The sequence below is a fragment of the Schinkia acidoalkalinis genome (assembly GCF_054301215.1).
The window spans coordinates 258,426-283,274 of sequence record NZ_CP182573.1 but is presented as its reverse complement, the minus strand read 5'-3'; the positions used below and the strand labels follow the sequence as shown (position 1 = coordinate 283,274).

Here is a 24,849-nt window from a genome sequence, read left to right as displayed (position 1 = left end):
GTCTTGGGACGCTTGTCCTAGACACCTTGTTTTTATTTGATTACGCCGCGTTCCAAAATCTCCACCTTGGCATTTACTTTAATATCAACATTCGGATAGGCATTCTTCCAATATTTATCATGATAGTTTCTTGTATGATGCCGCACTTGGAAGCCCACGCCAATCGGGTCAATACCGACTTCTTGGAACTTTTTGATCATTTGTGTTGTTTTTTCTTCCATATCTTCTTTTATTTCTTTTTCAATATCTTTTACAAATTTATCAGGAATGTAGGGACCGCTGTATTCGCGAATGAGTCCTTTCATGTTAATGGTTATGGTCACATTAGGAGGAAAATTCTCCACTTGGTTAGGATGGATTGTAAACTTTCTAGTTGATTTAATATTCGTCAAAAAGGTTCTTTCGCCATTTTTTAGTTTTATATAAAATACACCTTTTTTAAAATTTTCGTAAAGACTCCTAAAATAAAATAACTCTTGGAGGGATACGGAATCCACCATTTTATCACCCCTGAATAAGGCAATCCCTTTTACTTTTGCCCTCTCTTTTTTTCCTTCCAACAAAGGCAAAATTGGGTCCATTCCTTTGTTGTAATAGGCAAATTCAAATGTGTGTAAATTGTTTGTAGGCAGATTGCTATACTCACTACTTTCTTCAAGTAAATCGGAGATATAAATCCCAACCGGTTCATCCGTCTTTAGTTGGTGAAGAAATTTTTCCGTTGACCCTTCAAAAATTGCAAGCTGTACTCTTGAGCCGATATTTGGATCCCTTTGGAGATTGTCGATATACCTAAAGATGCCGGCTTTTTCTGCCAGTTCACGGTTGTATAGGACAATTTGCAGCTTGCCGCTAATTAGTGGTTTTGATGATTCGGAATTAAGCTTATCTCGATTTTGGTAAATTAATGAAGACGTATTTGAAAAAGCAAGATTCTCAATTGTCTGATCTAGTTTATAGTGTGGGACAACCGCTGTGCCTGTAAAGCGGTCTTCACCTACATAATCATAGCCGACAGCCATTACTAAAAAAATATCGTCAATAATTTGTTTAGGTGCAGCAAGTGAAGGAGCAAAACTACAACTTATTAACAATAGAAAAATAATCATTTTTTTCATTTACTTTTCCTCACTTTTATCACAATGGAATGAATAATAAAAAGAAGAGGAAGATAGATAAAATTGTAATACTTTCCTATTGTTCCAACTTGATTACTTAATTGATTTATTTTTTCTCTTGTTTCATAAAAACTACAGGCAATAAAAACGATGATTAACATGATGACTAAATAATATTTTTGTTTAAAACCAAACACTCTTTTTCCGATTCTGCTTGCAGCCCATATTAAAATGGTTATATTTGGAAGTACTACTAATAGCCAGGTTGAGATGCCGATGAATTCAAACCGTTCTACAAAAGGCAATTCCGCGATTTTCCATAAGCCTAATGTGGGCCATGTTACAATTTTTAACTGATCCCTAGAGTAATAAACGAGGGCCACTATCTCAATGAAAACATACAAAGTTGTTGTGATGAGTGTTCCGAAATGGGCCCATTTTTGTGTTTTCTCCCCATCTTTTACAAATGGATAAAATACTAATAAAATGGAAAATCCTAAATAACTTAATGTCATTTGCAATGATGCTGTAAATAATGGTTTGATATCGACCTCAAAAGGTGGCCATAAATTTAACCACTTAGCAAACTTTAGTGGAAAGAAAAAGGTTAATACTAAATAGGCAGGCAAAATGAGACTGAAAAAGCTAATCCCCGCAACTGTGCGGAATCCGCCCATGACCACATAGTAGGTGAGCAAAATAAAGGCTAAGGTAAGACTCCATGGGGCAAGATCAGGGAAAATCCAAACTTGGACCACCTCGATATAACTTCTTAACACAGTGATGGCTGTGATAATAAAATAGAACATATTGCCAAGACTGATGATATTGCCAAGCCATTTTCCAAAGGCCTGCTGATGTATATCGATTAAATCCCCTTTTCCATTTTGGATAAGCTTATATAACATCCATATTATAATGTGAACCATCAGCCCTGCGATTAAAACTGCAACCCAGGCATCGTGATCTGCATCCAGTAATAACGGTTGAAAGCCAAGGACACCAATCCCAATTTGAACAGATGATACTAAATATAAAACCATAAACGGAGAAACCTGAAACCTTTTATCAATTGGCTTGAGCATTTGTACCCATCCTTTTTCACTCATCAATATCTATATTTTTCAATGCTTTCTCTTTGCTAAAGCGCTTTTCATTTTCAGTCTGAACCTCAATTGGTCTTGATGACTGACGGGCAAACGGCATGCGAATAAATGAATCTTTTAAATCAGCCCATCTTGGAGGGTAAATCGGCTCGAGGAATGGCCGTCCAAGTGATGTTAACCTAATTAAATGTGTTAGTAAAAAAGTAAAACATAACACGATCCCAACTAACCCCCATACATGGGCAAACAGTAAAAAAGGAAACCGCAAAAGACGAATGGTGTTACCCATTTGGTATACAGGGGTTGTAAAAGATGCAAGTGCAGCAAGTGCGATAATGATCAATAATACATTACTCGTTAAACCCGCCTCTACTGATGCTGTTCCAATCACAATACCACCAACGATACCAATCGTTTGGCCGACTTTCGTTGGCAGTCTTGCACCAGCTTCCCTTAATAACTCAATGACCAACTCAAGGACAAATGCTTCCAGAAAAGGCGGAAAGGGGACCTGTGCTCTTGACGTAACAAGGGCGTTCATCAAGTCCTTTGGTATTAATTCAAAATGGTGGGAAAGGACAGCGACATAAGTAGGTGTCATTAATAACGAAAATGCTACAGCAAAGGCTCGGATTAAACGAAACGCCGAGGCGATAAAAGGATTTAAAAAATAATCCTCAAAAGATGAGAAAAACTCAATCAATGTTGTTGGACCTATCAACACATGTGGAGAACCATCGACAACAATGATTACTTTTCCTTCAGCTAAAACAGCCGCAGCCCGATCAGGTCTCTCCGTATCAAGTAGAAGTGGAAATGGTGAAAGATGATTATCGGAAATAATTTGTGTAATATACGAACTATCAATGATTTGGTCAAATTCTATTTCCTTAATACGTTGGACGACAGTATTAACATTTTCGCTATTGGCAACCCCTTCAATGTGAACAACCGATACTGCTGTATTCGAAATTTTCCCAACTTGAAAAGTTGTAATTTGTAGATAGGGACTTGGAATTCGCTTACGGATTAAATTAATATTGGTATCAATCGATTCCACAAACGATTCCTTTGGTCCCACTACACTAAATTCAACTTCAGGAATAGATATTTGGCGAACTTCTTTTCTATCAGCCTGAATTAGCAAAAATCGATTAGGCTCCTGCTTTTTTAAATAAATCATAATCGAGCCTGTTAATACATAGGATGATATTTCTTGTTCATCACTTGAGATGATTTTATTTTCGCATGGTATGGCAAGGCTCAATGACTCCAAGTTTTTTAAGGCGGCTTCATTTATATAAGGCAAAATATCCCTATGTAAAGTTTCGACGTCAATTAAAGTTTTAAAATAGGACATAAAATAAGATGTTTGACCAATTTTATTTTCAAATATAATAAAATCATTCGATTTATTGAATTGCTGGAGAATATTGTCCGCCGAAAGGTCGTCACTGCACCCTTTTGTAGCGGGATTCAGATTTTCATCACGCGACTTTTTCTTGAAAAAAAACATAGTGGTTCTCCTTTATAAAGAAGCAGTCTGTAATAATAGTTGTTTGTAACCAAGCTTAGCCACATTTGGCTAATTTTTCAAAGTTATCATTCACCTTATATGGAAAAAATATGCGGGTATCTTTAATATTCTTTGTTGTAAAAGACGTATGATTGCGCTACATTACTATTGTTGGATATAAATAATGGAAAAAAAGGAAGTTAATAAAGAATTGCAGAAAGGTTGGAACGATAAATGGAAATCACTGGACATACAGTTGAAAGGTTAGAAGACCCAACAGGCATCTTAACAGGGGACCGCTATGAATTTATTTTACAAATTGAAGTGCCTGAAGATGACGAACTCTATTCCGAACAAGGCGTTTATTTAAAAGCAATTATCGCAGTAGAGGACGAGACTACTCGTGTGGCTCAATATCAATTCTTTGAAAAGGGCACGAATGGTTACATAGATTTGGAACTGGAAGATGACGAAAAGGAGTTAATTGCGGATTATTGTAGGCAGCATTTGGTATAGGAGCGTATAGATAGGCGGCACCAATGCCGCCTATCTATACACCTTTTCAAAAACAGTAAACTCGCTTACAGCTTCTATATCAACCTCATATCCAATCCCAGGTTCGTCCGGAACGGTAATCATGCCACCATGCACAGTAACCTCAGGAACAATAATATCCTTTTCCCAATAACGAGAGGATGCAGCTGTATCGCCCGGCAGCGTAAAATTAGCCAGAGTGGTTAATGCAACATTATGTGCTCTACCGACACCTGCCTCCAGCATTCCGCCGCACCAAACTTGAATTCCTTTCTCAAGACACAAATCATGTATACGTTTTGCTTCCGTCAAACCGCCAACACGGCCAATTTTGATATTAATAATTTTACAGCTGCCAAGCTCAATTGCCTTTCGTGCATCCTCAAAGGAAAGAATGCTTTCATCCAGACAAATTGGTGTATTCATTTCTCTCTGCAAAGTAGCATGGTCAACAATATCATCGTAACCAAGTGGCTGTTCAATCATCATTAGCCCATACTCATCCAGTGCTTTTAACCTTTCAATATCATCAAGACTATAGGCAGAGTTAGCATCCGCCATAAGCGGTACATTTGGAAAATGCTTGCGAACTTCTCTGACTAAATCTACATCCTTGTCTGGTTTAATTTTAATCTTTATCCGCTTGTAGCCGTCATTAATGGCTTTATCAATTAACTTCAATAGGTCAGCAACATTTTTTTGGAGACCAATGCTAATTCCCACTTCAATTTCTTTTCTCTGACCACCAAGGGCTACAGAAAGTGATTGGCCTGATTGTTTCGCATATAAATCCCAAGCAGCACCTTCAAGAGCAGCCTTAGCCATATTATTTTTGCGAATTCCTCCAAACAAAGTGCTTATTTCATCTGGATGCTGAACGTCTTTATGTAAAATGTTTGGAATGAGGAAGTCCTCTAAAATGTGCCAATTTGTTTTTACCGTTTCTTCATTATACCAAGGTGCATTGAAGGCCACTGATTCCCCCCAGCCGCTAACACCATTTTCATCCTTTGCTTCGACTAAAATAAATTCCTTATCGCGAATTGTGCCAAAGCTGGTAGTAAAATCAAATTTCATTTTCATTTTTAAATGCCGCATGATTACTTCTTTAATTTGCATAGTGCTCACCTTTCCTAGAAAGTTAAATTAATTGCAGTCTATCTTTTTTTACTAAAACATAAAAATTTATACCAGTATCACCTTTTTCTAAGGCAACTGCAGCAAAGCCAGATGAAAACAATATCTGGAATATTTTTCTTATTTTTAGGCGCCAGTCAACGGCCAGATCAAAATCATCTTTTTTAATCTGTTGAAAATGAGCTGGAACCGGCACTAAAATTTGTTCTTTTGTTAAAATTGTTTCCAATGTTGCTTTGACATTGAATAGTTTTGGATGCCCGTTTTCGGTCATCTTACTATCAAAATAGGACTTTTGTTCTCTGGTTACTATGGTTCGTTGCTCTTTAACATGGGGACTATTAATCCACCATTCCACTTTAAAGCGGTCAGACGGAATACCGTTATTCAAGCCATCATCCATGTCACCGTAGCAATTTTCAACATATGTACTGCAAATCGCCCTTAATTTTGAAAGATTCAAATAAGCATTGCGGCTTTCAAGCGGGTCGTACGTCCATGTCAACATGGAATAACCTAAATCGGCCGCTTTTTGACGTTGGGATTTTTTCAGCTGGGCACCAATACCTTTTTCTTGAAAATCCGGATGAATGCCAAGCATATGGGAGCATAGATAGCTTCTTCCATTTTTAAAACCAGCAAAACTATAGCTGAAACCAACCAACTGTTCTCCGTTATAAGCTCCCAAAACAAGGCCGCCGTTCTGGATAGAAGTAATAATTTGATGAAGCGGTATAGGCTGCTCGTTCCAAACAATCTCATCAAGCCTTTGCATCGCTTGCAACTCGGAATTGGTTGTTAATTCGCGAATGTCTATATCCATGATGTGCTCCTCCTTACTTTTTAAAAGTATTTAAAACAGCCCGTGTTAAGATTTCAATTCCATTATACATCGCCTCATGATTAAAGCTCATATGGGGGTGGTGGAGGCCAGGTGTGAGATTACACCCCAAGCCAAGCATGGTTGCTTTTAAGTGTGGACGCTTTAATGTATAAAAATGAAAATCCTCACCACCCGGCGTTATGATTGGTGCCTTTGTATTTTTCTCACCAAGTGTCGCAATGATCGCTTGCTCCATAAAGTTTTTAGCTTCTTCATTAACAGTGGCTGCCGCAACGTAGGCAGTCGTCGAAAGTGCAATTTCAACATGGTGCAGGGCGGCAATTGTTTCAGCGATATGAGCGACACGTTCCGTAAGCTCAGTCATCGCCTCATTTGTCTGTGCCCGTAAATCAATTGTAAAGGTTGCATCCCCAGGGATGAGATTTCCAGTATCGCTTCCAGCATGGAAAGAGGTCATTTTGACTGAAGCGGGTACCATTGGATTGATATGAATTCGATTCAATTCGTTCACAAATGTCGCACCAACTTCAATAGCATTTTTCCCAAGATGGGGGCGGGCTCCGTGCGCATCCTCTCCTTTAATGGTGCCGGTCAAAAATTTAGCTGACCCATGGAGAATGGCTGGTGTAGCTTCGCCGTCGTTAAGCTCCTCAAGCGGGCGCAGATGGACCCCATAAAGAAAATCTAGATCATCGATGATCCCTTTTTCAACTAGTTTCAGGGCGCCCGTTCCTTTTTCTTCAGCTGGCTGAAAAATAAATTTCAGTTTTACATGGTTAGGCCAAGCGTTCATTTCTTTTAATAGAAGCATTGTTCCCAACACCATCGTCATATGGGCATCATGCCCACATGAATGATTGGCCTGAAAGACTCCATCGACATTTTGCCAAAGGGCATCAATATCCGAGCGAACCCCTATACAAGGTTCACCTTCACCGACTTCAACAACCAACCCTGTACAGTCGACAAAGGTTTGAACAGTAAAGCCATGATTCTCTAATAATTTTTTTAAATAAGCGGTTGTTCCGTGTTCCTGCCAGCTAGGCTCCGGATTTCGATGGAGATGGTCAAAAATCTTCTCAATTTCAGGTTTTAATGGGTTTAGTGCATGTTTCATGTTTGGTCACCTCGGATTACAAAACAGTCAAGTTAACTATAAGTATACCTGAAAAATTTAATATGATTGAAAAATTTGCCCCTTATTAAACAGTAGTACAACATAATTTCGACTCTGCTAGAAAAATTTGACATGCATCAAAGAATCTGTTGTTCCTGAGCACTAAAATAAAAGTACAAAACAAATTAGAAAAGGGGATATGGACTATGAAAACAGTAAAATTTCAAACGGAAGAACTAACATGCCCAAGCTGCGTGAAAAAGATTGAAGGAGTACTAGTGAAACAAGCAGGTGTTTCAGAAGCAAAAGTTTTATTCAACTCAAGCAAGGTTAAGGTAGTTTTTGATGAAAATATTGTTGAGGCTGAGCAATTAAAAGAAGCAATCCAACAACTTGGCTATCCTGTATTAAGCAGTAAAGTTTCATGAAATAGCGGTTAAGGTTAATGGGTAAAACACACCCAACCCGCATAGTAGCAGATAGGAGGGAACAAAGATGAATAGAAAAAATAAAGCTAGGATTGTCTTCATCTCTGGAGTTTTACTAGCAATATCCTTTTTATTCCATATGGTAAACCAAACTATATTAAAAGACATTGCATTAATAACGGCAACGATCATAGCGGGCTACCCAATCTTCAGAAAAGCTTGGCTTGCGGTGCAGATGAAGGCATTTAGCATCGAATTGCTCGTAATCATCGCAGTCATTGGCGCATTATTTATTGGTGAATATGTTGAATCAGCGGCAGTTACCTTTTTGTTTTTATTCGGCGCCTATTTAGAAGCCCACAGTCTTGAAAAAACTCGTTCCTCATTAAAAGCGCTCATGAATATGGCACCACTGGAGGCAACCGTTATTAGAGATGGCAAGACACTTGTGGTTCCAGCTGAAGAGGTCGAGGTTGGTGACTTTGTACAAATTCAGTCAGGTGAAAAAGTAGCCATTGATGGAAAAGTATTCTCCGGTCAAGCCTTTGTAAATGAAGCGGCCATCACCGGTGAATCAGTGCCGGCACGGAAACAAACAAATGATTTTGTATACAGCGGAACAATCATTGATAACGGCTATCTCGAAGTTATTGCAGAAAAAGTGGGTGAGGATACTACCTTCGCAAAAATTATTGAGCTAGTTGAAGAAGCACAGGAATCGAAGGCTAAAACGCAAAAATTTCTCGAAAAGTTTGCCGCTTTTTATACACCAGCTATTTTGGTTTTATCAATCATTGTTTTTATTTTTACAAGGGATATTGAATTAACCTTAACTTTTTTAGTCATCGCCTGTCCTGGTGCGTTAGTGATTTCAGCGCCTGTTTCCATTGTTGCAGGTATTGGCAATGGTGCCGCGAAGGGTGTCCTCATAAAAGGTGGGGACATTATGGAAAAGCTGTCCAAAATCAATATTTTTGTTTTTGATAAAACTGGAACATTAACAAAGGGTATGCCTGAAGTTACTAACATAAAAACATATGGCATCGATGAGAATATGTTATTAATGATGGCAGCGGAGGCTGAAGTCATTTCTGAACACCATCTAGGACAAACTATTGTAAAAGAAGCAAACAAAAGAGGTCTTGAGCTCCGTCATAAACCTAGCCATTTTGAGGTTGTAAAAGGAAACGGCCTCCAAGCTACGGTAAATGGCAATCTACTTTTGATTGGAAATCGAAAATGGATGACGGCCAATAGCGTAGGGCTCAATGCCGAAATCGACACCTATGCAATTGAAGAGGAGAAAAAAGGACATACAGCTGTGTTCGTCGCTATGAATGCTGCCATCATCGGTGTCATTTTCATTGCCGATCAAATCCGTCCAGAAGCAGCCATAAGTCTAAGAAAGCTAAAACAAAGTGGGATAAAAGGAATCTTCATGTTGACTGGTGACAATAAACACGCGGCTGAAAAAGCGGCCAACCAGCTTGGCATAGATCAAGTCTTTGCGGAATTGCTTCCTGAGGACAAAGTTGCGAAAATTAAAGAGTTGAAAAAGCAAGGCTACCATGTTGCTATGGTAGGTGACGGCATTAACGATGCACCCGCGATTGCGACTGCTGACATTGGCTTTGCGATGGGTGGCACAGGTACAGATGTAGCATTGGAAACAGCAGATGTTGTCATCATGGCCGATAAACTTGAAAAATTATCAGAAGCACATCGACTAGCAAAAGCAACTATGGTAAATATGAAGCAAAATATGTTTTTTGCGGTGGCCACTGTGGTATTCTTATTAGTAGGTGTTCTGGCAAAGCAAGTTTTTCTTGCTTCCGGAATGCTAATCCACGAACTAAGCGTACTTATTGTCATCATGAATGCAATGAGATTGGTTTATTTTAGAAAGCATTATCAAAGTGAAACAACTAGTCGTAAAAATTTTGATAGAACAGGAGCACTTCAAAATGAGTCAATGTTGCCACCATCACATGGGTGATGAACATGATATAAAGAAGCTATGCATATCAATTGTCCCTATTTTCAATCATCTACAGTATGAGGAAATGCTGGAAATTGTTAAAACAAGCCAGACCAAGTGCTATGGAAAAGGGGATATTATTTTTAGAGCGGGTGAACCCTCTGAGCACTTATATATTATACACAAAGGGCAGGTGAAAATTTATCGCTTGGCCGAATCCGGTAAAGAACAGTTAATACGAATCATGGTGCCGGGCGACTTTATGGGTGAGCTAGCGCTTTTTACAAATGATTCTTTAGAAACTTACGCTGAGGCAATGAGCGATACGGAGATTTGCGCTATACACAAATCCGATATGAGAGAGATGCTGTTATCGAATCCTTCCATTTCATTAAAAATTCTAGAGGTCTTCAGCAAGCGCTTAAATGAAGCTGAGAAAAATATCGAGAGCTTTGGATCTCAGGATTCCGAAAAACGGCTGGCAAACTATTTACTTGAGTTGGCAAACGCGGAAACAGGTACAAACCCAAATGTGCCAATAGAAATTAAACTTCCAATCAGTAAAAAAGATCTTGCATCCTATCTTGGAATTACTAGGGAAACCTTAAGCAGGCGTTTAACCTCCCTCCAGGAGCAAGGCATCATCACTCAAACCGGCCAACGTACTATAACGATACTTAACCTCGAATCACTGACACACTAACGGTTGCAGGCACCTATGGAAGAAGTAGCAGCAGATTCAGCATCAGTGGTGCCTGACCCCACAAAATCGCAATAGTACCAAAAAATGGAATTATAATTCACTTTACTGTTTTTAAGTATTTATACGGAAATAGTTCATAATAACCAAGAGGTGATGATTATGGACTTTTTCATCAGACATAAAATAGTCGAGACTTCAGAGGGTACAACGATTATCTTATATATGGCCCCAAATCTTTATGAATTTGCTCAGGAATTGGAACAAAATGGACAAGATGGGGTGGACAAAAACCTTGAAGTCGAGGTCAGAAGCTATATCAGCAGAAAACTTCATCCAAAGGTCCATGCAAAAATTGCAAAAGTTATGTTTGGCTCGTTATTAGTGGCATCGTTAACATTAAATGAGCAAGCAGAGCCAATTTATGCTGAATACATCCCAAGCAATCATCATTCCCAAGAGTCCAATCAAATTAATATTCTCATGGATGGAAAGCCAATTTCCTTCTCCCAGCCACCTATTATCATTAAGGGGTCCACCTATATTCCGATTCGTGCCGTTTCCGAAGCCTGTGGAGCGTCTGTCTGGTGGAACGGTTCATCAAAAACAGTTGGAATTAATAAAAATAATACGAAAATTTCCTTTGCAGTCGGCTCTAAGACAGCAAGTGTAATTGGGAAGCAAATGTCCATACCTCCATCTGTTCAAATTGGAGGCACAGTGATGGTCCCTTTACGCTTTGTAAGTTCAGCTCTTGGACTGAAGGTGGATTGGAATAATGCCACACGGACTGTCACGATTACTTCTCCTCTAGAAACGACCTATACCGTAGCGCAAGGTGACACGTTATGGGGAATTTCACAAAAATACGGTATTTCTGTTGATGACATCAAACAATATAACAATTTAACAAGCGACAGTTTAGTTGTTGGACAAGCATTAAAAATTCCCGGGTATTTAAATCAACAGCTGACAAGTGTAAACAAAACCCTTGCTACGCCAAACGCAAAAATCGAGACACAACAGCCAGAAACACTTTACCAAGTTGTTTCTGGTGATACCCTAACATCCATTTCAAAAAAGTTCAATATCCCAGTTGAAACAATCAGGCAAATCAACAATCTTACCAATGACAAAATTTTTGTAGGCCAAGTGTTGCGGCTTTCAAATGATACCTTAAGCAATATACAAGTCGATCAAGCGGGTGGAACTACCATCACTAATACTACCTACACCATCCAAAAAGGCGATAATATGTGGGATTTAAGTGTAAAATACGGTATTCCAATGGCAGAGCTGTTAAAAGTAAATAATATGACAGAAAATAGCCCTATATCCATCGGCCAAAAAATCACTATACCCGTCCATCATATTCCTGTCCATTCTACTGTCAGCGATAAATACGGGGAATATTTGGACTGGTGGAAGGAAGCACAGTATGTTTATCCTATTGGAAAGGTTGCAAAGGTGACGGATTTGCAGACGGGCAAGTCATTCAAAGTGAAACGGACGATAGGGGCAAATCATGCTGACAATGAACCATTGACGGCTTCTGATGCCGCCATTATTAAACAAGTATGGGGCGGAACGTATTCTTGGAAAACAAGGCCGGTCATTGTTGAGGTAGATGGTCGAAAAATTGCTGCTTCAATGAGTTCTATGCCGCATGGTGTTCAACATGTAAAGGATGATAATAATTTTGAGGGCCATTTTGATATTCATTTTAAAAATAGCACTAGACACAAAGATGGTTTGGTCGACTATGATCATCAAGCGAAAATAAAAATGGCTGCTGGGATTATAGCACAATAGAATTGGCCCGTTGATCAGTAAATACTGCGGCTTACCTGTAAAATGAGCATGCTTACCCGTAAATCCACCTTTCAGAAAGGAGTGGCTGCATTTGTTTAAGAATTACCGTCTTGTCCCGGACGGTGACGGGTATACCGTCATCCTATATTTAGACGAACAAACCAGTGAATTTGCTAATGAGCTGGGCAGTGCCGAGCCTTCCGAGCAAACAAGGGCAAATGAAAAAATTACCGCCTTCGTAAAAAAGAATTTTTCCAACTTAAAAGTAAAATCAGTCAAAATCATGGTGGGAACCACGCTCTTGTTAACGATTCCACTAAACGCAGCACCGTCAAGTGCCCATGAAGTTAACTTCAATATGAGTTACTTATATTTTGGCAATACGCAGTCTTTTATAAAGCAGGTCGAAAATACGAAAGGGAATATCAATGTCACTTCGCCAAGTTATTTTGACCTTAATCCGGATGGCAGTTTGCATTTAACAATGGACCAAGCCTTTGTAAAAGAAATGCATAAACAAAATAAAAAAGTGGTCCCTTTTTTATCAAACCATTGGGACCGGACAAAAGGTAGAAAAGCTTTAGAAAATCGTGAACAATTAGCGCAGGAAATTGCTGATGTCATTATTCGCTATGACCTTGATGGAATCAATGTTGATATCGAAAATGTAACAGAGGCCGATCGTGACAATTATACCGATTTTGTCCGATTATTGCGTGAGAAAATCCCGAAGGACAAAGAAGTATCTGTTGCCGTTGCCGCCAACCCAAGCGGCTGGGTGAAAGGCTGGCATGGTTCATACGATTATAAAGCATTAGCAGAACATGCCGATTATTTGATGATCATGGCTTATGATGAACATTATGAAAGTGGTAGCGAGGGACCGGTTGCAAGCTACAATTGGGTTGAAAAATCAATCCAGTATGCTTTAAAACAAGGGGTGCCATCAGAACAGATCGTGTTAGGCCTACCATTTTTTGGCCGCTATTGGATTGAAGGGGAAAGCTATGGCGGTTTAGGTATTGCAAATAATCGGATCGATGAACTCGTTAAAAAATATAATGGCACGGTAACCTTTGATGAAAAAGCTAAATCACCGCTGGCTATCATTACAATTACGGAAGATGATCCAGTGACAACGATTGCAGGAAGAGCATTAAAACCGGGAACCTACCATATTTGGTTTGAGAATAATGAGTCACTTGCGAGGAAAATTGACCTCGTACATCAATATAACTTAAAAGGAACAGGAAGCTGGGCATTAGGACAGGAGGATCCAAGCATCTGGTATAATTTTAATTCCTATACAAAAAACCACGATTACCAATTACAAGCTCCACAAGCACCACAAGTAACAGAACAGAAGCAAACGGATACAATCAAAAACAATACGCAAACATATCCAAACAACCCTTATCATGATATTACGAATCATTGGGCAAAAGATGATATTATCAGTATTTACAATAAAGGTTGGATGAGGGGCGTCAAGACGAATACCTTTGCACCAGATAAATCATTGACAAGGGCGGAGGCAGCCGCGATTTTAGTCCGTGCATTGGACTTAAAACCACTTCAGCCCATGACCCAACCATTTGGTGATGTGGAACAAAATCACTGGGCCAATTATGATATTATCGTTGCTAATCAACAGGGCCTTATGAAGGGGAAAGAAAAAGGCCGGTTTGCACCAGATGATAAAGTGACAAGGGAAGAAATGGCCGCTATTTTGGATCGAGTTATTGGAGTATCACCTGCTTTAGTATCTGAAGCGACGAATTTTAAGGATGTAAAATCTTCACGATGGTCCTATGAAGCGATTCAAAATATGAATAAACAAGGAATCTTCGGTGGATTTAATGATCAAACTTTTAGACCAACAGATGGGATGACCCGCGCCCAAATGGCTTCTATATTAAACCGGACCGCTCCGTTGCTTGGAAAAGACCAAACTGTCATCTTAAAAGTGGGATCCGAAGGGCCGGAAGTGAAAAGCCTACAATCTGATTTATCTTTTTTGGGTTATTTCCACGAGAGTGAAACAGGTTATTTTGGAAATCCAACGGAAGAAGCCGTTCAAGCCTTCCAAAGAGATTATGCTTTAACGGTTGATGGAATTGTTGGACCAAAGACATTAAACAAGATTAAAGAAGAAGTTGATAAAAAAAATCAAGAACAATAATAAGCCCCAACTTTGCCGATTTGCGAGTTGGGTTTTTGTTTTAAACTTTCATACTTTACATATTGATAGGCAATGGATTATACTTAAATTAAGGTGTTCTATATAAAGAACAAAAAAGGAAGGAGGAGATTTCATTATACTAGTTAAAGAAGGGGAATAAAGAATGGATGGAAAGAAAATTCGAGACTTGCGTATCGAAAGAGGTATTTCTTTAACAGAGCTCTCAAAGCTTTCAGGCGTATCCAAATCATACTTAAGTTTTATCGAACGTGGAAAACAGACAAATCCAAGTATTGATGTTATTGAAAAGATTGCCAAGGCATTAAAAATCGATTTGCAATCGCTTATTAAAATGGAAATGAAAAATGAAAGCGCGTACGTTAAAACGAATATTATTGACGAAGAAATTTTTGATCTGGCAATCGAAATGAGCAATTCAAACATAGATAAAGAAAAGTTGCGGCAATTAATAAAGCTATTAAAATAAAATGGCTGGGTGCAAAGTAAAGCACTTGCTCCCAGCCATTTTTCTACCGTTCATTAAGTTTTTTTTGTTCAAGCTGCCATCTGGTAAATTCCAAAAATTCACGGAACTGCTCTTTGCTGACGCCTGACTGTGCTGCCTCTTGAGCAAGCTTTATCCATTCAGGGTCCAGCGAATCTTCATTCACTTCCGGATTTAATAATTGCTGCACACTAATATCCAAAACGGCTGCTACTTTTTCTAAAAATTGAACAGAGGGATTTGATTGAATGTCTCTTTCAATCGAACTCAAATAGGATTTTGCAACACCGGCCTTTGCAGCCAAATCTGATAATGAAAGCCCCTTCTCTTTTCTAATTGTTTGGATACGTTTTCCTATCATTGCGATCTCCCTAAAAAGAATTTTTTTAATTATATCTTATCACGAATGTTCACTATTAGAAACAGAAATGCTTTTTCGACAAAAAGTAAGGATAAAATTCCTAAGGATACGCTCCCATACGCTTCAATTAGAAGGTTTAAAGTGCTCCTTCTCTCGTAATACATACGAATCATCATTTTTTCTCAAAAAAGCCCTTATATCCTCTACCGAAAGTCCTATTGCTTTTGCTTCTAAAAGTAATTGCAACCACTCTGAATCAATTTTGGGTAAACTAATGTCTTGCACATTAGAAGACTGTACGCTCTGAATATCCATATTTCCCCCTGGTTATCTTACTTTTGGTAGCCCAGCTATCCTAGTATTCCTTAGATCTGTGGCTTTGCGTCCCTGTTTTTCAAGCAGGTTTGCCCTTTCAAAGTATGGATTTTGATTTTTTCACATTTCTCTAGTTCGCTCACAAGTAGCTTTACAAATCCGTACGGAATTGGATAGACAAACTCATTTATTTATTTATTGGCTTAAGCCCCCTTGTAGGATTGATTTTTAGTGCTTCTGTTATTAAGTATAGGAAATAAGTAATAGTACATCTAATCTTATTATAGGTTTTCGGATATATTGCTTCTTTTTATCGGTTAAATCTCGACAAAAATAATCAAATTTCAACAATTAAGATAATTGACCTTACCGTTACGTAAAGGTGTATGAGAAAAAATATGGAAAAGAAATTCGTGAAAAATACGGTGATGATACAATCAATCAGTCAAACGCAAAATTGATGAAGATGACAAAAGAACAATATGATGAAGTAACCACCTTAGAACAACAATTCAATACAGTAAAGAAGCACATGAAGGTTTAGCCCAAATGTATGTTGATGGTGAACGCTTCACTGCCTATTATGATAAGGGCCAGCCTGGAACAGCTGCGTTTTTAAGAGATGCTATTCACATCTTTACTGGTATGTAAAAATAAAGGGAGATATTCATGAAATAAGCGATTGGGGAGACCAATCGCTTTTATAATGCAATTCTCGCAAGGTGGATTTTTCCATTTCTACGAAAGTATATGTTATCATTTTAGATAATACGATGAAAAGAAAGGATGTCTAACTTGTCAATTGAAACTGTAAAAGCACATTTTAAGAAATGGAACCGTGAAGGGGATGTGATGGAGTTTGACAGATCAAGTGCAACGGTCGAACAAGCAGCCGAAACGATTGGCGTTATCCCTGCTCGAATTGCAAAAACTTTATCATTTAGAGGAGAGGACGAAAAAGCGATTCTAATTGTTGCCGCCGGTGATGCCAAAATCGACAACAAGAAATTCCGCCACACCTTTGGTTTTAAAGCACGGATGCTCACGCCAGATGAAGTGCTTGAACAAACAGGACATGCTATCGGCGGAGTGTGCCCGTTTGGCTTAGCGAATGATTTAGCTGTTTATCCTGATGTCTCATTAAAACGCTTTGTAACTGTTTTCCCAGCCTGCGGAAGCACAAACTCCGCCATCGAATTAACTATTGATGAATTACTTCAATATTCAGCTGCAAAAGAATGGGTCGATGTGTGTAAAGACTGGGAGGAAGCTGGGTTAGAAGAAGAAGCAGTGTAATAGTAGTAGCTCAAAAAGGGAGAGGTATGCTATTGTTTACCATTACGGAAGCCGCCAAAACAGAATTGCAAAATAGGCTGAATGAGGCGGACACTCAAAAGTTTATTCGTTTGCAGCTGCGGAATAGTTGCTGGGTGAAGCTGAAATTAACGTTGGAGGACTCCATACAGTCCAATGATGATGAATTTATTGTGGATGGCATGTATTTTATCATTGATCAAACACAACTGCATTACTTTAACAACAATAAAATCGATTATGTTCCGGATCAAACCGGTTTTATGGAATTTGTTGTGGAAGCGGTATAATCAATAAAAATGCCCTATCGAGAACCCCTTAAAAGACTCTCTATAGGGCATTTTTATTTCACCTCAACCGGTTTTGCCGTCAAAATATAACGATCAGGTGCAGACCCAACATATGTGAACGGGTAACATGTCGTTACAACAAGCTCTTCATTAGGGGCAGTTGATTTAATGATGGTCCGGTCGTCAGCATCTACAATTTTAGTACTCGCAATTTTGTACTCAAAGCTGCCATATGGGAGCTTAACGATAAAAATATCTCCAACTTTTAACTCTCCCATCCTCCGAAAAACAGTATCTCGATGGCCTGATAAGACAATTTGATCCTGTTCTGTTGGATAGGCCGTTCCTTTAAAATGGCCCACTCCTTTTTCAAGATCATCGTCAGATGTTCCTTCCACAATCGGCAGCCCAGCCTCAAGTTTTGGAATGGCAAGAATGCCGACAGCTTCACCTTGAAGTGGGTTAAACTCTGCCTTATCCATCATCCTTGTTTCATTATTATGATTTTCTTTAGTTAGTTCTTTTGGTTTTTGTTTTTGATTCTCCAAAATCTGATAGGCCTCTTTAAGACTGTTTTTCTGCGCTTCTATTGTTTTGTAATACTGATAACCCCCAGATCCAATCAGTGCAATGCCTACTATAGAAATGATAATCGCCAACTTTTTAATCATTTCTGATTACGATTCCCCCTTATTTACAACAGTTTCATCATGTTCAATATATAGAACAATGCGTTCTTTATAAAGTTATAAAAAAGTAAGCAAACAAGAGATAAACGGAGGAAAAGCATAATTTTAGTTCGTTATTAAGAAAATATAGCTAATTTACGCATTTTTCAAACGAATCCTTTTGTCATATACTCAACATGTAAGTTCGATATAAAGAACAAGACGAACGAACAACGAACACGAAGATACATAAATATAGATACCAGAAAGAACGTGTTCTTGGAAAAGAACAAGTAAGAAAGGGATGGAAACATGAAAAAAGCTAAGAAATTCGTTAGTGGATTGACGACAACGGTGTTATTTCTAGTGCTGATTGTTATGGTTGTTGCAGTCATCTCATCGAAGGCATCTGGAGGGGAACCCAACCTTTTTGGCTATCAATTAAAACCTGTTTTATCTGGTTCAATGGAGCCAACCTTCATGACAGGATCGATAATTGCTGTAAAACCAGTTGAAGATCCAACGCGCTTAAAGAAGGATGATGTTATTACATTTAGGGAATCAAAGGACAAAATAGTGACCCATAGAATTATTGAAGTTGTAAAATCTGGCGAAAACACTATGTATCGAACAAAGGGCGATAATAACCGAACGCCAGATATTGATTATGTAATACCAAATAATATTTTAGGAGAATATACCGGATTTACAATCCCGAAGATTGGCTATTTCGTTGAATTTTCTCAATCAAAAAATGGTGCGCTTCTACTTGTCATACCAGGGATTATTTTATTAATATACTCTGCTTTTTCAATTTTTAAAGGATTGAAAGATATTGAAAAACCAAAAAGTTCTGAAGAAATTGAGGAAACCATTTAATTAGGTTGCATTCCTTATAAAAAATAAGGATTCAATATAAAAACTACATACCTCAGAAAGAGGTAAAAATTAGGAGGAGATTGCTCATGAGTATTAAAAAGAAATTAGGATTAGGAATTGCATCAGCTGCACTAGGTTTATCGTTAATTGGAGGAGGAACATTTGCATACTTCAGTGATAGTGCAACAGCTAGTGCAAAATTTACGGCAGGAACATTAGATTTAAGTGTAGACCCAACCGTAATTATCGATGTAGATAACATTAAACCAGGTGATACTATGTTACGATCATTTGATATCGTAAATGGTGGATCTCTTGACATTGCAACTGTAGATTTATTAACAAACTACACAGTAACTGATGCAAATGGAAACAATGGGGCAGATGACTTAGGTAAACATATTCGTGTTAACTTCCTAATTAATGGTGACAAGCTTGATGTTCCTGTTTGGTCAACAACTCTTGCAGATCTTAAAGGTATGAGCCCTGATGTTATTGCAGGGAACTTCTGGAGTCAATGGTTTGCAGAACGTGGTGGTAATTTAGCAGCCGGTACTTCTGACACCCTTTATGTACAATATGAATTCGTAGATAATGGTCTTGACCAGAATATTTTCCAAGGTGATAGCCTTGAGCTTCAATGGACATTTGATGGAAAACAAGGTGCTGGTGAAGCAAAATAATAAAAGCAGTAAAAAAGTAAAGGTGGGAATCAATTTCCCACCTTTTGTTAAATTAATGATGTGGGGTATGCCATGAATAAAAAAAGATTACTGGCAAAAACAATAAGTTTATTTGTAATTTCTAGCTTATTCTTTCTTTTGAATTTAGAACAAATAAAGGTAAATGCAGATATAAAAGAAATTGATATTAATACTAGTCCTAATCCAGATGGATATTTCTTTAAGGTTGGGGATTTAAAACCTGGTGACTGGATTCCAAGGGAAATAACTGTTTTTAATGATGGGGCTAATGATTTTAAGTATATAGCAACAATTGGTAAGAAGCAGTCTGTAAAAGGATTATTAGAAGGTTTAGATTTATTAATTAAAAAAGATGAAAAAGTTCTTTACGATGGAAAATTTGACGAATTCACTGGAATTACACCAAGGAAGTTAGATTCCGGTACTTCTGAAACGTTATTTTTTCAAGTCGCAATGCCTTATGAGTTGGGAAATGAATTTCAGTCGTCTTCAGCTGAAGTGGAGATTATATTCCTTGCGGAAATCGATTCTGATGGTCAAGGTGGGGACAATGGAGGAGGAAATGGCGGTGGTGGAAATGATAATAATGATACTCCGGGGAAAAATCCTTCAGATGATGGAACTCCACCAGATAATGAAAAACCGAATGACCCTCCAATGGATAGCGAAACACCTACCGGAAATCCTATAATTGATCAGCCTATTGATGAAACTCCCGTTGATGAACCAAAAGAAAATGAGAAACCACCGGGTGATGTTCCACCAGATAAGTCAGATAATCCGGCAGGTGAAGTCATTAACATTACTCCCAAAATAACAGATAATCTTCTTCCAAACACGGCTACAACAATCTATAATTTCATCTTTTTTGGAGCTGTGCTATTAACAGTTGGACTTAGTATCTTAATTATGCGTTTTCTAAAATTAATACAGCGGAAATAAAAATGGCCTAGAATATTAGAATAATCTTCTAGGCCTATTTTTAATAAGACCAAATAATTCTGCATAAAAGTAAACACAAGACTAAAAATAGCATAAAAATTTAGTCTATTGATAAAAAGTAATTCTTTTTTTCTATATTGTAAATAACCTATTTATAAGTACACAATAGCGAACGTGTTTTGGGTGCATTTAAGTTAAAATAAATGGAATTTTAATAGGTGGTCAGGAATTATGAGAAGAAAACGATCGGCAAGAAAAAAGAAAATGAGGAAAAAAGCTTTGTATCAAACGGCAAGTTTAATTTCAATTGCTGCTTTTGGTATTGCTCAAGTTACACCAACCTCCCATGCAGTTTTTTCGCATTCTGTCACCATTAAAGATGGAGAGATTACCTCATCGTTTGTTTTTCCAGAAACCATTGATGGTCTTGTAAACGAAATAAAAACAGAAATGGATAAGGTTCAATCTCTTAGAGAACAAGCTGGAATGGTTTATGGTAAATTAGAACAGGCTGAAAGTTCGGAACAAGCGATAAGCGATAATCGATTAGATGAGATACTAGAAACTGCTAAAACTTCACAAGAAGTTGCAAATACTAAATTGAACCAACTTAATATCTATTTAGCGCAAGCGAAGCTGGAAGTTATCGATGACGAATCCGCTATGAATATATTAAAGGTTATTGAAGATGGAACAAAAAATGCAACGGAACTAACGGATTCAATGACTATCGTTATAAAAGAAATGGAAGGAATGGCGAATCAGGCTAATGACATGATTGCAGCTATGATTCAAGCGGAGGCCGCTGCTCTTGAAAAAGACATGATTGCAGAAATTGCCAAGAAAGCATTGGAAGGACTAACGGATGCAAATACAAATGCAGCAGATATTCTAGCAAAATACGGACCTGACTTTGATATAAATGCATTTCAAACATTAACAGAAGAGTTTGCTAAATCAGAAACTGATTTGCAGAAGGCTTTAGAAGATGCTGAAAATTATATGAATGAATTGAAAGCCTATGTTGATGGGACAAAGGAAGTGGCATCACCTGATGTTTTAGAAGAAGCAAAAGCTAATTATGAAAAAGTTCAGCAGGCAATCGATAGTCTAAAAGAAACGATGGATAATACGAAGCAAACAAATACTGAAGTACAAGCAAAAATCGAACAAGAAAAACAAAGACAGGAAGAAGAGGCACAAAGGGTTGAACAAGAACGGCTCAAACAAGAAGAGGAAGCTAAAAATGCACAACAAAGCTCTGAAAACCAAAGCACACCTGGAGCGGATGGCGGACCAGCAAATTCACAAACGCCAGTAGAAGAGGAAAATCCTACTCAGAATACTCCACCAGCGAGTGAAAATCCTACTCCGGATGTACCGGTATCTGGAGGAGGTGGTGGTGGTACATCAACTCCAGATAAACCACCGGCGGAGGGAGACCAGCCTAATCCAGAGCAACCTCCAGGTGGAGGAGAAAATCAAGTTCCAGATCAGCCACCAGTAGGCGAAGATCAGCCTAATACAAATCAACCACCAGTAGGCGAAGATCAGCCTAATACAAATCAACCACCAGTAGGCGAAGATCAGCCTAATACAAATCAACCACCAATAGAAGAAGACCAATCAACTCCAGATAAACCACCTGTGACTGACGAAAACCAAAATCCTGAAACACCTCCAATGAATGGAGAGGAACCTAGTAAAGAAATACCACAACAGCCTGCTCGCCCTAATGACGATGATAGCCAATCAAATAACCAAGATGATGGGGGGAATCCGGATCATCCGTCTGGCGATGATGGGAAAAACGCAGATCAACAGTCTCCGGTAGTTAATGAGGACACTACAAATCAAGAAAATAATGGTGAAACTGTTGGTAATCTAACAGAAGCAACTAATGAAGATGATACTGACACAGAACTAACGAATTCAGATGAACAAACAGCAGTAGAAGGAACAGCAATTGAAGGAAATTCAAGTAATAATGAGGAGTCAACTCAGGCAACAGAAACAACAACTACTGAAAATGGAAGCTCAGAGAATAATAGTTCTGAAACACAATCTACTGACGAGTCAACAAGTGAAAGCGAATCTATAGATAGAGGCACGCTAGTAGCATTTAACACAACTAGAAGAGAAGATGAAGTTGATTTATTTACGTTAACGCCTGAATTTTATAATCATGATATTCAAAGCGACTTCGTAACGACGGATAACAATCATCAAGTCAAAATTAATATTAGAACGTATTTATGGTCAAAATGGAACAAAAAATTATGAAAAGGGGTGTTCTTGCAAGCTTAAAAATCATCTTTTTAACGATTCTTCTATTATGCTGTTATATCATCATTTCAAGCAAACTAACAGGAACAACATCACAAATAGGAGGATTTCAATTCATCAGTGTTTTAACGGGATCGATGTACCCTGAAATTAACCCAGGATCGTTAATTCTTGTAAAAAAGGTTAACGCTCCCGAACTTTTACGGGTTAATGATGTGATTACCTTTCAATCACCAAGAAATGAAAACCAGCTCATCACACATAGAATTGTTGAAGTGAAGAATGTGGATTCCAATATTTTCTTTACAACAAAAGGGGATGCAAACTTAACTCCTGACATAGATGAAGTGGCAGATACCAACGTTTTTGGGAAATATCAAAACATTGTTATACCTTATGGGGGATATATTTTACAGCTAACGAAAACAAAAATCGGTTTTCTTCTCTTTTTCCTTATCCCGGTATTTGTTTTAATCATCTCTTCGTTTACTAACATTTGGGCACCTTTTATTCAAAGGGATTCATAGGCAATGGTGGTGGAAGTAATGAAGATCCTAGTTTGGATTAACAGAATTATTACTGCAATATTGGCTGTAGTCTTATTACTCTTTGCTATTACTGTTATTATTTCAAAAGCAAACGGTCAAGGGGATGATATTTTTGGTTATGAATTAAAAACAGTACTGTCCGGATCTATGGAACCAACTTTTATGACTGGCTCCATCATAGCCATTCAGCCCGGTGGTGATTTGACGAGATTTCAACCAGGTGATGTAATAACTTTTAAAATAAAGGAACAGATGATTGTAACTCATCGGGTTGTTGAGGTCATTAAAGATGGTGAGAATGTGTTATATAGGACTAAAGGTGACCATAACAAAACCGCTGACCTTGAACTTGTTTTATCCCAACATGTTATCGGCCAATATACAGGCTTTACGGTCCCATACGCAGGTTACTTGTTTTCCTACACTTCTACCAATCTCGGAAGTGCACTATTGTTAATTATCCCAGGGTTACTATTAATTGGGAACTCTGTGTATTCATTATGGAGGGAATTTTCAGAGTTAGAGAAAAACAATAAATATGGCAGTTTAAATAGGTGATAAAATGTTTACTAATTTAAAACACTACACATTTTTAATTATTGGTTTCTTATTAATCATCTCTTCAATTATCCCAAAAGGAGCATGGTCCTATTTTAATGATGTGGAAGAAGTGCCTAACACATTGGCTGTTGGAAGATGCTCCTTTAATGTGGATCCAGATGAAGTTGTCTTTGAATTTACTAATGTGATCCCTGAAGAGGAAAGTAAGAGTAATCAATCAAGTAATGAACTAAATTTTACAATTACAAATACTGGTGACTTTAACATGGATCATCTATTTTTAGATACCAATTTTACAACAGACACGGCTGCTAGAGAAGAATTTGCACAGCAATTTGAGGTGGCTTTTTCCTTAAATGGGGTAGAACTTGATAAAAAATGGACGATTGCTCAACTAGCTGAGGCTACAAAACAAGATCAATCACCAGATATTGTGGATTGGCTTGGTAGTAAATTAAAACCTGGAGAAGGAAACAATAAATTAGATGTGAAGATTTCAATATCTTTAATCAAAAATGATAATATTGACCAGAGTCAATTTGAAGGAAAATCCATTAAGGTGGCATTTTTAATAAATGGAATTTGTGGCAATATAGACGGTGGTATTGACGATGAAAATGATGGTAATAAAAACGAAGACAAATTTGGGGATTGGGACAAAAGTTCATTATATGTTAAAGGGCAGGCTTATGGATTTGATGGTTCACAAATATATGCATATGTAAAAAATACAGGTTCAGGTAATATGTCAAATTCTGCAAAATATAAAGTTTATTGGGTTAAAAATGGAGGGAAACCTAATGCAACGATAGAATTTGAAAACGGAGTAATTCCTCGACTCCAATCCGGAGAAACATATAAAATAACTTATAAACCGACTAAACCAGGAAAATATTGGTTTAAAGTTTTTCAAGAAGAGGGTCATCCTGGGGAAGGAGCGGCATGGAGCGATGAGATTACTGTAAAATGACTCTTTTAAGGTAGTAGTTTCTTTAACGATTCTA

General features: G+C 37.9%; 25 protein-coding genes, 1 pseudogene and 1 riboswitch. Of the genes and pseudogenes, 17 read left to right on the top strand and 9 right to left on the bottom strand.

All coding sequences use genetic code 11. The features are described from left to right. Positions 1-32: 32 nt before the first annotated feature. Genes ACNQFZ_RS01385 through ACNQFZ_RS01375 form a run of 3 tightly spaced genes read right to left on the bottom strand, consistent with a single transcriptional unit; the run spans position 33 to position 3,740 of the window. Positions 33-1,118, bottom strand: coding sequence for a Ger(x)C family spore germination protein (locus tag ACNQFZ_RS01385; RefSeq protein ID WP_458413580.1), 1,086 nt, complete (start codon positions 1,116-1,118; stop codon positions 33-35). Then, on the bottom strand, positions 1,115-2,203 hold the full coding sequence (locus tag ACNQFZ_RS01380) for a GerAB/ArcD/ProY family transporter (RefSeq protein ID WP_458413579.1): 1,089 nt from the start codon (positions 2,201-2,203) through the stop codon (positions 1,115-1,117). Before ACNQFZ_RS01380 ends, ACNQFZ_RS01385 begins: the two co-directional genes overlap by 4 nt. Positions 2,204-2,219: 16 nt before the next feature. Then, complete coding sequence (locus tag ACNQFZ_RS01375; RefSeq protein ID WP_458413578.1) at positions 2,220-3,740, bottom strand: spore germination protein; 1,521 nt, start codon at positions 3,738-3,740, stop codon at positions 2,220-2,222. Positions 3,741-3,974: 234 nt separating this feature from the next. On the opposite strand from ACNQFZ_RS01375, the gene ACNQFZ_RS01370 reads away from it, so the two are divergent. Next, positions 3,975-4,256 (top strand): DUF6509 family protein, encoded by a 282-nt coding sequence (locus ACNQFZ_RS01370; protein ID WP_458413577.1) that lies wholly within the window; start codon positions 3,975-3,977, stop codon positions 4,254-4,256. Between the two features lie 30 nt (positions 4,257-4,286). Here ACNQFZ_RS01370 and menC read toward each other — a convergent pair whose 3' ends face one another. The 3 genes from menC to ACNQFZ_RS01355 are packed head-to-tail and all read right to left on the bottom strand — an operon-like array spanning position 4,287 to position 7,372. Further along, on the bottom strand, positions 4,287-5,393 hold the full coding sequence (menC, locus tag ACNQFZ_RS01365; protein WP_458413576.1) for an o-succinylbenzoate synthase: 1,107 nt from the start codon (positions 5,391-5,393) through the stop codon (positions 4,287-4,289). Positions 5,394-5,415: 22 nt separating this feature from the next. After that, on the bottom strand, positions 5,416-6,234 hold the full coding sequence (locus ACNQFZ_RS01360) for a GNAT family N-acetyltransferase (RefSeq protein WP_458413575.1): 819 nt from the start codon (positions 6,232-6,234) through the stop codon (positions 5,416-5,418). 13 nt (positions 6,235-6,247) lie between these two features. Continuing rightward, complete coding sequence (locus ACNQFZ_RS01355) at positions 6,248-7,372, bottom strand: M20 peptidase aminoacylase family protein (protein ID WP_458413574.1); 1,125 nt, start codon at positions 7,370-7,372, stop codon at positions 6,248-6,250. 206 nt (positions 7,373-7,578) lie between these two features. On the opposite strand from ACNQFZ_RS01355, the gene ACNQFZ_RS01350 reads away from it, so the two are divergent. From ACNQFZ_RS01350 to ACNQFZ_RS01325, 6 genes are all read left to right on the top strand, one after another. Continuing rightward, a complete protein-coding gene (locus ACNQFZ_RS01350) occupies positions 7,579-7,800 on the top strand; it encodes a heavy-metal-associated domain-containing protein (RefSeq protein ID WP_458413573.1) in 222 nt (73 codons plus the stop codon). Between the two features lie 67 nt (positions 7,801-7,867). Next, positions 7,868-9,796: a heavy metal translocating P-type ATPase gene (locus ACNQFZ_RS01345; RefSeq protein WP_458413572.1), complete on the top strand. Its 1,929-nt coding sequence runs from the start codon at positions 7,868-7,870 to the stop codon at positions 9,794-9,796. Then, positions 9,765-10,481 (top strand): Crp/Fnr family transcriptional regulator, encoded by a 717-nt coding sequence (locus ACNQFZ_RS01340; protein ID WP_458413571.1) that lies wholly within the window; start codon positions 9,765-9,767, stop codon positions 10,479-10,481. Before ACNQFZ_RS01345 ends, ACNQFZ_RS01340 begins: the two co-directional genes overlap by 32 nt. Positions 10,482-10,640: 159 nt before the next feature. Next, positions 10,641-12,290 (top strand): LysM peptidoglycan-binding domain-containing protein, encoded by a 1,650-nt coding sequence (locus tag ACNQFZ_RS01335; protein ID WP_458413570.1) that lies wholly within the window; start codon positions 10,641-10,643, stop codon positions 12,288-12,290. A gap of 91 nt (positions 12,291-12,381) precedes the next feature. After that, positions 12,382-14,472, top strand: a complete 2,091-nt coding sequence (locus ACNQFZ_RS01330; protein WP_458413569.1) for a glycosyl hydrolase family 18 protein — start codon at positions 12,382-12,384, stop codon at positions 14,470-14,472. A 163-nt stretch (positions 14,473-14,635) separates the two neighbouring features. Then, on the top strand, positions 14,636-14,959 hold the full coding sequence (locus ACNQFZ_RS01325; protein WP_458413568.1) for a helix-turn-helix domain-containing protein: 324 nt from the start codon (positions 14,636-14,638) through the stop codon (positions 14,957-14,959). 43 nt (positions 14,960-15,002) lie between these two features. On the opposite strand, the gene ACNQFZ_RS01320 is transcribed toward ACNQFZ_RS01325, so the two are convergent. Further along, positions 15,003-15,338 carry a helix-turn-helix domain-containing protein gene (locus tag ACNQFZ_RS01320; RefSeq protein ID WP_458413567.1) on the bottom strand — a complete coding sequence of 112 codons (336 nt, stop codon included), beginning with the start codon at positions 15,336-15,338 and terminating at the stop codon, positions 15,003-15,005. A gap of 123 nt (positions 15,339-15,461) precedes the next feature. Then, positions 15,462-15,653, bottom strand: coding sequence for an anti-repressor SinI family protein (locus ACNQFZ_RS01315; protein ID WP_458413566.1), 192 nt, complete (start codon positions 15,651-15,653; stop codon positions 15,462-15,464). A 22-nt stretch (positions 15,654-15,675) separates the two neighbouring features. Further along, positions 15,676-15,757: riboswitch (cyclic di-GMP riboswitch) on the bottom strand. A gap of 284 nt (positions 15,758-16,041) precedes the next feature. Here ACNQFZ_RS01315 and ACNQFZ_RS01310 point away from each other — a divergent pair. The 3 genes and pseudogenes from ACNQFZ_RS01310 to ACNQFZ_RS01300 form a co-directional block, all read left to right on the top strand. Beyond that, positions 16,042-16,304: pseudogene (locus tag ACNQFZ_RS01310) on the top strand (TipAS antibiotic-recognition domain-containing protein); the annotation flags it as partial. Between the two features lie 144 nt (positions 16,305-16,448). Beyond that, positions 16,449-16,949, top strand: coding sequence for a YbaK/EbsC family protein (locus ACNQFZ_RS01305; RefSeq protein ID WP_458413565.1), 501 nt, complete (start codon positions 16,449-16,451; stop codon positions 16,947-16,949). A gap of 32 nt (positions 16,950-16,981) precedes the next feature. After that, positions 16,982-17,257 (top strand): iron-sulfur cluster biosynthesis family protein, encoded by a 276-nt coding sequence (locus ACNQFZ_RS01300; RefSeq protein WP_458413564.1) that lies wholly within the window; start codon positions 16,982-16,984, stop codon positions 17,255-17,257. Positions 17,258-17,310: 53 nt separating this feature from the next. On the opposite strand, the gene ACNQFZ_RS01295 is transcribed toward ACNQFZ_RS01300, so the two are convergent. Beyond that, complete coding sequence (locus ACNQFZ_RS01295; protein ID WP_458413563.1) at positions 17,311-17,928, bottom strand: class D sortase; 618 nt, start codon at positions 17,926-17,928, stop codon at positions 17,311-17,313. 309 nt (positions 17,929-18,237) lie between these two features. Here ACNQFZ_RS01295 and sipW (ACNQFZ_RS01290) point away from each other — a divergent pair, with 309 nt between their 5' ends. The 7 genes from sipW (ACNQFZ_RS01290) to ACNQFZ_RS01260 all read left to right on the top strand — a co-directional run bounded on the left by sipW (ACNQFZ_RS01290) (position 18,238) and on the right by ACNQFZ_RS01260 (position 24,815). Beyond that, positions 18,238-18,804, top strand: coding sequence for a signal peptidase I SipW (gene sipW, locus ACNQFZ_RS01290; protein WP_458413562.1), 567 nt, complete (start codon positions 18,238-18,240; stop codon positions 18,802-18,804). 86 nt (positions 18,805-18,890) lie between these two features. Then, entirely contained in the window at positions 18,891-19,487 is a 597-nt protein-coding gene (locus tag ACNQFZ_RS01285) for a CalY family protein (RefSeq protein ID WP_458413561.1), read from the top strand. Positions 19,488-19,559: 72 nt separating this feature from the next. After that, positions 19,560-20,450 carry a hypothetical protein gene (locus ACNQFZ_RS01280; protein WP_458413560.1) on the top strand — a complete coding sequence of 297 codons (891 nt, stop codon included), beginning with the start codon at positions 19,560-19,562 and terminating at the stop codon, positions 20,448-20,450. Between the two features lie 231 nt (positions 20,451-20,681). Further along, the gene (locus tag ACNQFZ_RS01275) at positions 20,682-22,733 is read left to right on the top strand and encodes a hypothetical protein (protein ID WP_458413559.1); all 2,052 of its coding nucleotides are present in this window, start codon (positions 20,682-20,684) and stop codon (positions 22,731-22,733) included. After that, the gene (locus ACNQFZ_RS01270; RefSeq protein WP_458413558.1) at positions 22,730-23,263 is read left to right on the top strand and encodes a signal peptidase I; all 534 of its coding nucleotides are present in this window, start codon (positions 22,730-22,732) and stop codon (positions 23,261-23,263) included. The genes ACNQFZ_RS01275 and ACNQFZ_RS01270 overlap by 4 nt, the downstream gene beginning before the upstream one ends. Positions 23,264-23,281: 18 nt before the next feature. After that, positions 23,282-23,842: a signal peptidase I SipW gene (gene sipW, locus ACNQFZ_RS01265; protein ID WP_458413557.1), complete on the top strand. Its 561-nt coding sequence runs from the start codon at positions 23,282-23,284 to the stop codon at positions 23,840-23,842. 4 nt (positions 23,843-23,846) lie between these two features. Continuing rightward, the gene (locus ACNQFZ_RS01260; protein ID WP_458413556.1) at positions 23,847-24,815 is read left to right on the top strand and encodes a TasA family protein; all 969 of its coding nucleotides are present in this window, start codon (positions 23,847-23,849) and stop codon (positions 24,813-24,815) included. Positions 24,816-24,849: the final 34 nt, after the last annotated feature.

Coding starts and splice junctions, on each gene's coding strand:
- ACNQFZ_RS01385 (WP_458413580.1), bottom strand. CDS start 1,118: ATGAAAAAAATGATTATTTTTCTATTGTTAATAAGTTGTAGTTTTGCT.
- ACNQFZ_RS01380 (WP_458413579.1), bottom strand. CDS start 2,203: ATGCTCAAGCCAATTGATAAAAGGTTTCAGGTTTCTCCGTTTATGGTT.
- ACNQFZ_RS01375 (WP_458413578.1), bottom strand. CDS start 3,740: ATGTTTTTTTTCAAGAAAAAGTCGCGTGATGAAAATCTGAATCCCGCT.
- ACNQFZ_RS01370 (WP_458413577.1), top strand. CDS start 3,975: ATGGAAATCACTGGACATACAGTTGAAAGGTTAGAAGACCCAACAGGC.
- menC (WP_458413576.1), bottom strand. CDS start 5,393: ATGCAAATTAAAGAAGTAATCATGCGGCATTTAAAAATGAAAATGAAA.
- ACNQFZ_RS01360 (WP_458413575.1), bottom strand. CDS start 6,234: ATGGATATAGACATTCGCGAATTAACAACCAATTCCGAGTTGCAAGCG.
- ACNQFZ_RS01355 (WP_458413574.1), bottom strand. CDS start 7,372: ATGAAACATGCACTAAACCCATTAAAACCTGAAATTGAGAAGATTTTT.
- ACNQFZ_RS01350 (WP_458413573.1), top strand. CDS start 7,579: ATGAAAACAGTAAAATTTCAAACGGAAGAACTAACATGCCCAAGCTGC.
- ACNQFZ_RS01345 (WP_458413572.1), top strand. CDS start 7,868: ATGAATAGAAAAAATAAAGCTAGGATTGTCTTCATCTCTGGAGTTTTA.
- ACNQFZ_RS01340 (WP_458413571.1), top strand. CDS start 9,765: ATGAGTCAATGTTGCCACCATCACATGGGTGATGAACATGATATAAAG.
- ACNQFZ_RS01335 (WP_458413570.1), top strand. CDS start 10,641: ATGGACTTTTTCATCAGACATAAAATAGTCGAGACTTCAGAGGGTACA.
- ACNQFZ_RS01325 (WP_458413568.1), top strand. CDS start 14,636: ATGGATGGAAAGAAAATTCGAGACTTGCGTATCGAAAGAGGTATTTCT.
- ACNQFZ_RS01320 (WP_458413567.1), bottom strand. CDS start 15,338: ATGATAGGAAAACGTATCCAAACAATTAGAAAAGAGAAGGGGCTTTCA.
- ACNQFZ_RS01315 (WP_458413566.1), bottom strand. CDS start 15,653: ATGGATATTCAGAGCGTACAGTCTTCTAATGTGCAAGACATTAGTTTA.
- ACNQFZ_RS01295 (WP_458413563.1), bottom strand. CDS start 17,928: ATGATTAAAAAGTTGGCGATTATCATTTCTATAGTAGGCATTGCACTG.
- sipW (WP_458413562.1), top strand. CDS start 18,238: ATGAAAAAAGCTAAGAAATTCGTTAGTGGATTGACGACAACGGTGTTA.
- ACNQFZ_RS01285 (WP_458413561.1), top strand. CDS start 18,891: ATGAGTATTAAAAAGAAATTAGGATTAGGAATTGCATCAGCTGCACTA.
- ACNQFZ_RS01280 (WP_458413560.1), top strand. CDS start 19,560: ATGAATAAAAAAAGATTACTGGCAAAAACAATAAGTTTATTTGTAATT.
- ACNQFZ_RS01275 (WP_458413559.1), top strand. CDS start 20,682: ATGAGAAGAAAACGATCGGCAAGAAAAAAGAAAATGAGGAAAAAAGCT.
- ACNQFZ_RS01270 (WP_458413558.1), top strand. CDS start 22,730: ATGAAAAGGGGTGTTCTTGCAAGCTTAAAAATCATCTTTTTAACGATT.
- sipW (WP_458413557.1), top strand. CDS start 23,282: ATGAAGATCCTAGTTTGGATTAACAGAATTATTACTGCAATATTGGCT.
- ACNQFZ_RS01260 (WP_458413556.1), top strand. CDS start 23,847: ATGTTTACTAATTTAAAACACTACACATTTTTAATTATTGGTTTCTTA.